Genomic DNA, 6,722 nt, shown 5'->3' with positions numbered 1-6,722 from the left:
GGCCCTAACGGGCCTTACCCCCGGCCTGGCGGCCGGGGCGCCGCTGACGCGGCGTCAGCCGGGGGGTGCCGGCTACGCCGTCACCGTGCGTGGCGTTGGCCTCGGCTGCGCCTCGGCGGGTGGTGGGTGGTTGGGGGAATTCGCCGGTGGCGAATTCGAGGACATGTGAAGGGTGATTGGTGGCTGGGCTCTGGCGTCGCTACGCTCCGCCTACCGGGGGCATTGTTCCGGGCCTACGGCCCGTCAATCGGTCGGCTTTCCAGTCTCGTTGGGCTGGCGTTTTCACGGCCCTTACGGGCCGGTTTGCTGGCAGGGTTTCCCGGGCTACGCCCGGGGGTGGCCGTTGACGATGTGACGCGAAATTCGGGTAGCGGCCCATCCCTCCGGACAGGCGGGGGTGCCGGCCGGGGCCTGCGGCCCTTGGCGTTGACGATGTGACGCGGACTTCCGGTATCAGTCACAACCCCACCCCCGGCGGCCCTCCCCCGGTCCCGGCCGATGGCCGGTCCCGCCTTGCGGTTGCTGGGCTGGCGGCCCATCCGGCGCCCCTGGCGCGGGGCCTGCGGCCCTCGGAGGGCGCCGGTGGGCCTCCGGTCCGGCTCAGTCTCCCCGGCCCCGGTGGCGGGCCCTCACGGACGCCCCGTGCGACGTTCCCTGGCGGGCCCTCAACCGCAGACTCCGGACAGGAATCTGGAGAGTTTTCAAGGGGTTTCAGGCAGCGTTTCACCGGCTTCGCTACAGCTCTATCCTAACGGTCCCCGAACGGGCCCGAGACGTGAACGGGCAACCTCGCGGCAACCGTCCCTCACGGCTCTATCAGGCCGCACTCCAGGCGGGAATCCGAATTCACTCCCGCTCCCTTTCGAGCAGCAATCCGAACCCATTTCGGGGCGCAGCGGCGGGGAATCGAATTCAGGCGTGCTGGAAATGGGCCTACGGCCCCCACATTCGACACGGCAACCGCCCTTCCCGACCGCACAGGAAATCCCGCCCAGCGTCAACCGAGCAATTCCCGGAGCAGCGACACCAAACCGAACACCGGACCTGGACGGCGGCCAGGACACCACCAGGGCGAGGCGCAGCGGGGCACGGCACCGGGCAGCCAGGACGGGCACGGGCACAGCGGCCGGACGGCCAAGTCAGACGCACCCGGCAACAGCAGTTCCCGGGACGGCGACGGCGGCACAGCAAGGTCCGGACGGCCGGCCAACAAGCCTGGCGGCCGAGGAAGTTGCTTGTGCGACCCTGACGAATCGACAGCCCGGTCCAACCCGGCCCCTCGCCTCACAGGAGTCTTCGCATGGCACCGACCACGCCTCCCTGCAGCACCCGCGCCCGCCGACTGGCCCGCGCCCGCCGGCTCGCCCGCGCCACCGCGCTCCGAGCCCTGCTCGCCGCCGCCTCCACCACCGCCAGCGTCACCACCGCCACCCTCATCCACTGGCTCCTCAACCACTGAAAACCCCGTGCCCGGGATGTTCCTGGTCGTGCAGACCGCGGGCGCGCACGGTCTGCACCCACGACAGCCGGCAGCCCGCGGGCCGGCACCCCGGACCAACCGCGCAACACCAAAACGACGGGCCGGCAGCCAGAACGGCGGCACCGGCCCGGACAGCGAGCCGGCCACCACAGCGAGCCCCAGCCACCACGGCACCGGCAAGGACACGGCCTGGACAGCGGACAGGACCAGGCGCAGCAGGGCGGCCCGGCAGCCGCCCACAACGGCGGCCAGGACGCAGCGCGGCACGGGCCCCGGACAGGGAAAGGCCGGCCCCGGCAACGACCCGGGACGGCCGGCGCAGCACAGGCAGGCAGGCCCGCCACGGCCCCCGGCTCACCCGCACCACCACACTCCGAACCCTGCTCAACACCGCCCCCACCCAACGGCACCCCCACCACAGAGTCCCTCGCACCAAACAAGGCGGCGCCGGCCAGGTCCCGCTCCTAGAGGTCCTCGTCCCCAACCCACCCGCACCCGGCCCGGACCGCGGCGCAGCCAGGCGGGACGCGAAGACGGCACAGAAGGGAGGCTCAGACGGCCTCCCCGGCCAGCGGGACCCGGGAACGCGGCGGCCGAGCACAACGCAGCAGGCCCGAACGGCGCAGGAGCCCGGCCGCCACGCCCCGGACGAAACCGAACACCGACCCCCGCCAGCACCCCCACCCCGCAAATCCGACCCAAATTCACACCACCACCAGCAACCAATCCACCAAAACACCCGAGCGGAATACCAGACGGAATTCACCCCAGAAAATAGCCCATACATCCCACCCGCCCCCGGACCGACCCCCGACCCCACCAACCACCACACACAGTCACCAAAGCAGCCCGACCACCAACCCGACGGACACCCCCAACAGGCACAACCAAAGGTCCAGACAACCCAGCGAACGAGGCCAAAAGACCCCCAAACCCGCCAACAGGTCACACCCTACGGCCCCTCGCCGGATAGAGCTTGGCGTGCAGCACCCGGTCCTCCCACCACGGATCGTCCGGAGTGGAGACCAGCGCGGCCACCAGCTCGCGCCGGGTCGGGACCGGCAGCATCAGCGGGCCCAAGTCCTTCGCGGCACGGGCCTGTACGCAGTCGGGGCACTCCAGCCGGTCCGGCCCGGCCTTCTCCCGCAGCTCCAGCAAGGAGCCGGCCTTCCCGCCGATCGAACCCCGGCATGTCCAGCACGGGCGCAGCGCGGCGTTGGCCGTGCGGGCGGCCTCCAGCTGTTCTTCGGCCTCCCGTTCCAGGCGCTCCTCGCGGTCCCGGTGGCAGGACCAGCAACGGCCGCCCGGGCGGCGGATCCACTCCACCCGTCCATCGGGGCCGTACTCCCAGGTGCTCTCCTCCCCGGGAACGTCGCCGCAGTCGATGCAGGCCAGGGAGTCCATCAGCTCCTGGTGGACCCGTTGCTGCTCGTCCTCGCGGGCGGCCTGGCGCAGGGCGTAGGCGGCCCGGCTGTTCGGGTTCTCCAGCGCCTCGACGAGGGAGTGCCGGCCCGAACGGCCGAAGCGCCAGCGGACCCGAGTCTCTTGTGGCCACAGTCTGTGGTGCGTCGACCTGGCGGTAGCCTCCGCCCATGGCATGGAAATGGTTGGAGAACCTGCTGCGATCCGAACCGCGGCCCCCATGGCCGCCGGAGCTTCCAGAGGGATGGGACGAGCCCGCGGCCGGCCTCGCGTACTGGGACCCCCTGCCGACCGCCCGCCTGCTCGCCGGACCGAGCGGCTTCGGCGTCGCCACCTGGAAGAACCGCAACCCGTACAACGTCCCCGGCCCGTTCTACACCGGCTGGACCGACACCGGCGGCCCCGGCCCCGTGTACGCGGCCGAGCTGGTCGGGTGCTGCCCCTCCTTCATGGAGGTGATCCTCGTACAGCCCCGCACCCCCGAGCAGGTCCGGACACTGCTGGACGGCGCGGCCGCACTCGAGCCCACCGGCGGCTACGCCTGCGACGGCGACGACCACTGGACCCCTCAGACCGTCCGCCAGTGGTGGGCCGACCGGCACACACTGCGGGAGTGGTTCGACGACGAGGAATCCGGATACGCCGAGGCAGGACACCACTGGACCGCTTGGGAGGCCGACCTGGCCGCCTACCTCCGCGGCTACCTCTTCTGGCTCACCGAACGACGCCAACCCCGATCGGACGAAGAACTACCACCCCTGACCCTGACAACCCCGGACGGCGCCAACCCTACCGGAGCCTCCAACAGGGACAACCAAAGGTCCAGACAACACGGCAGAAGCGGCTATTTCACGCCCACACCGGCCAACAGGTCACACGGACGAATCTGCCCGTTTATGTGCGGGTAGATCCTCCGGCGACATAGCGTGTCTATGCAGTACCACTCCGCATCGTCCGGGCGCTGATCAGAAACTGCGGCACCTGCCGCTGGGTCCTGACCGGCTGCTCGGTCAGGCCTCTACGAGATCGGAGACCAGGCGTGATCGGCCGCGACTTCGCGCACTCCCTGTTCGACCAGCAGACCGCCGAGATCCCGTTGTCCACCTTCCGCGACCTGGTCGAGGACTCAGCGATCCGGTCCCTAAGCGACGACCTGACCACAGAAGTACGCGAGCGCTGGGCGAGGGAGCGGCCCGACTTCACGCGCGCCCGAAACATGGCGCCTGACTCCTCCATGTACCTCGCGTGGTCGTTGAGGTGGCTGCTCTCGAAGCGGAAGGAGACGGCCTCCGTCGCCTACGGCATGATCGCCTACAGGGCCCTCAACCAGTACGGCATCCCGACCGTCTTCACCAGCGGCTGGCTCTCCTCCAACATCCGCTGGGGCGGTGGCGACCCCGACGCCCTCTCCCTCGATGTCGACATCGACGCCTTCGTCCAAGCTGCCACCGCCGAAGAGGCACTCAGGACTCTCTGAACCGAGCCCCTGCTCCGCCGCCAGGAACAACACAAGGCGCCGGCCACCTGATGAGGGTGGCCAGCGCCTTGTGGCTCTTCAGGACCAGCACGGCGGTTGGCCGGGCAGGACCGGGGCCTGCCCGGTGCCGCGCAGCCCGAGGGTGGCGGCGCGGGTGCCTGGTGGTCAGTTGTAGAGGCCGGTACCGAGTTCGACCAGCTGCTGGCCGACGCCGGTGGCGACGGTCGTGGTGAGCGCCGGACCGGCCAGGCGCATGAGCCTGCGCCAGATACGGGCGCCCTGCTCGGGGTTCCGACCGTCGCGTTCGAGGGCTTCGACGTCGGCCGCGTAGTCCTCGGCGTCGACCGGGTCGAGGCCGAGCTGCGGGGCGACGTCCCGCAGTCCCTGGACGAGACCGGCGAGGGCCTGGGCATCGATGCCGTTGCCCGCGTTGATCGTGTTGTGGTCTCCGGTGGAGATGACGCCGCCGTTGACCTCGCCGTGCACGACCGTGCTGCCGTGGTAGTTGTTCGTGGTGGTGGCGGTGTTCTGGCTGTCCATGTAGCTCCTCACAGTGTGGCCGCTGCGGATGCAGGCGGTGCCGGCCGCGGTGATGCGCAGCCGGTCCAGATCGGTGCCGGCCTGGTCGGCCTCGCGCTCGACGAGGCCGTGACCGACGAGCTCGGTGACGGCGCCCGTGATCTCGTTGGCCCTGAGGGCGGCACCCGCGAAGAACGCCGTCGGGGCGGCGGCGAAGTCGTCGGGCTTGACCGGGGCGTCATGGTCGTACAGCCACCGCAGGACGGCGTTGGAGGCGTAGTTGGCGCGGGCGGCACGGTCACCGGCGAGCTTCTTGAGCCGGCCCACCTCGACCCGGCCCTCGTCCGTCAGGATGGCCGTGGCGTCGGGCACCATCGTGGGGGCGCGACGTACGAAGCCGTGCTGCTCCAGCTGCAGAGCGATGTTCTCGGCCTCTCCCACAGGGGTGCCTTCGCGCTCGGCGAAGACGACGAAGTCCTGGTAGTACGACGGCTGCTGCGCTGCTCGCTCGTCCAGCCAGAGCAGAGCCTTCGAGAGGACCGGGTCCTCTTCGAGGCCCCCGTCAGCACCATTCAGGTCGGCACCGATAGCCACCTTGATCGCGTGCCGGTTGATCTCCCGCTGGAACTCCCGCATCGACCGGTCGATGGCGCTCTTGTTCCACTTGATCGCACCCACGGCGACTCCTCCCTCTCCTCTCCCCCTGCGTGAGGCTATCGGCCACCACCGACAAACCGGGCAACCATGCTGAAGGCGGTCGGTGCCGCTGGCCGGACCGTCCTGACCGTCCGGCCAGCGGCACGGCTCGCAACCGCGGTGCCGTGGGTGGAATAGACCCGAGCTGTGCCGAATACCACCCTGGCTTCGGCGCCGGTCAGGGGCGGCGGTTGAGGAGGAGGGCGAGGACGGTGCGGGCCTCGCGGCGGCGGGCGGGCGTGGGCGCGGCGATGGCGGTGATGGCGAGGGCGGTGAGGGTCAGCAGGTAGCCGGCGGCGGAGGTGGCGAGGGCGAGGGCGGCGGGGTCGCGGGTGGGCACGAGGTCTCCGGGGTTCGGTGCGGGGCCGGGCCCGCGGCGGCGGGCCGGGCCTGCGCGGCGGCGGGTCAGTGGGTGGCGAGTTCCTGGAGCTGGTGGGCGATGTCGCCGGTGGGCAGGGTGAAGGGGCCGCACATCTCGTCGACCGCGGCGGGGAGGCCGTCGAGGGCCTCGCGCAGGGCCGGGTCCGGGCTCGGCAAGGTGGTGGCGTCAGGGATCGGGGGCGCGAGGAGCAGGGCCAGGTGCGGGTAGCCGGGAACGTCGGGGGCGGTGGGCTGCAGGGGCTGCGGGGCGGCGCCTTCGCCGAGGCGGGCGGCCTGGTGGAACCAGTGCTCGGCGTCGCGCAGTTCGCCGGCGCGGACATGGTGGAGGTAGAGGCAGTACGCGGCGAGGGATTCTCCGGCGCCGGCGGCGAACTGCCACCACCACTGGGCGTGGTAGGGGCGGCCGGTGAGGTCGAAGAGGCAGCCGAAGACCAGGCCGCCGTGCGGCTCCCAGCGCGTGACCAGGCCGTTCACCCACGTGCCGGCGTCGGGCTCGTGGATGACGCCCTTGGACAGGGCCTTCAGGTCGCGGGCGGCGTCGTCGATCAGCATCCCCGCCTGGACCTGCGGCCAGAGGGACGCGGGGACGGGCACGCTCCCGCCGGGCGGCGCGGCGGGGGACGGCGTCGTCGGGCGGGCGGCGAGGCGGTCGGCGATGTACCGGCGGCCGGCCTCGAGGTCGTAGCAGGGCCGGGCGGCGCGGCGGGGGACGGCGCCCTCCAGCAGGCGGTCGATGTCATGGATCAC

The 6,722-nt window shown here is 71.4% G+C and carries 7 protein-coding genes; 3 read left to right on the top strand and 4 right to left on the bottom strand.

Translation table 11 applies throughout. The features are described 5' to 3' along the window. The first annotated feature begins 1,300 nt into the window (after positions 1-1,300). Positions 1,301-1,459: a hypothetical protein gene (locus ABZW10_RS33995; protein WP_355373955.1), complete on the top strand. Its 159-nt coding sequence runs from the start codon at positions 1,301-1,303 to the stop codon at positions 1,457-1,459. 966 nt (positions 1,460-2,425) lie between these two features. Here the strand turns inward: ABZW10_RS33995 and ABZW10_RS33990 are convergent. Continuing rightward, a complete protein-coding gene (locus ABZW10_RS33990; RefSeq protein ID WP_355373953.1) occupies positions 2,426-3,079 on the bottom strand; it encodes a hypothetical protein in 654 nt (217 codons plus the stop codon). Here ABZW10_RS33990 and ABZW10_RS33985 point away from each other — a divergent pair. Then, positions 3,073-3,810 (top strand): hypothetical protein, encoded by a 738-nt coding sequence (locus ABZW10_RS33985; protein WP_355373950.1) that lies wholly within the window; start codon positions 3,073-3,075, stop codon positions 3,808-3,810. The genes ABZW10_RS33990 and ABZW10_RS33985 overlap by 7 nt on opposite strands. 131 nt (positions 3,811-3,941) lie before the next feature. Next, positions 3,942-4,379: a hypothetical protein gene (locus ABZW10_RS33980; RefSeq protein WP_355373947.1), complete on the top strand. Its 438-nt coding sequence runs from the start codon at positions 3,942-3,944 to the stop codon at positions 4,377-4,379. Positions 4,380-4,544: 165 nt separating this feature from the next. On the opposite strand, the gene ABZW10_RS33975 is transcribed toward ABZW10_RS33980, so the two are convergent. The 3 genes from ABZW10_RS33975 to ABZW10_RS33965 form a co-directional block, all read right to left on the bottom strand. Next, positions 4,545-5,576 (bottom strand): hypothetical protein, encoded by a 1,032-nt coding sequence (locus ABZW10_RS33975; RefSeq protein ID WP_355373945.1) that lies wholly within the window; start codon positions 5,574-5,576, stop codon positions 4,545-4,547. A gap of 196 nt (positions 5,577-5,772) precedes the next feature. Further along, complete coding sequence (locus ABZW10_RS33970; RefSeq protein ID WP_355373943.1) at positions 5,773-5,934, bottom strand: hypothetical protein; 162 nt, start codon at positions 5,932-5,934, stop codon at positions 5,773-5,775. Between the two features lie 65 nt (positions 5,935-5,999). Then, entirely contained in the window at positions 6,000-6,722 is a 723-nt protein-coding gene (locus ABZW10_RS33965; protein ID WP_355373940.1) for a hypothetical protein, read from the bottom strand.

Source organism: Kitasatospora sp. NPDC004723 (assembly GCF_040609255.1).
In the GTDB taxonomy this organism is placed as follows: Bacteria; Actinomycetota; Actinomycetes; order Streptomycetales; family Streptomycetaceae; genus Kitasatospora.
This window is presented reverse-complemented; position numbering and strand designations above follow the sequence as displayed.

Coding starts and splice junctions, on each gene's coding strand:
- ABZW10_RS33995 (WP_355373955.1), top strand. CDS start 1,301: ATGGCACCGACCACGCCTCCCTGCAGCACCCGCGCCCGCCGACTGGCC.
- ABZW10_RS33985 (WP_355373950.1), top strand. CDS start 3,073: ATGGCATGGAAATGGTTGGAGAACCTGCTGCGATCCGAACCGCGGCCC.
- ABZW10_RS33990 (WP_355373953.1), bottom strand. CDS start 3,079: ATGCCATGGGCGGAGGCTACCGCCAGGTCGACGCACCACAGACTGTGG.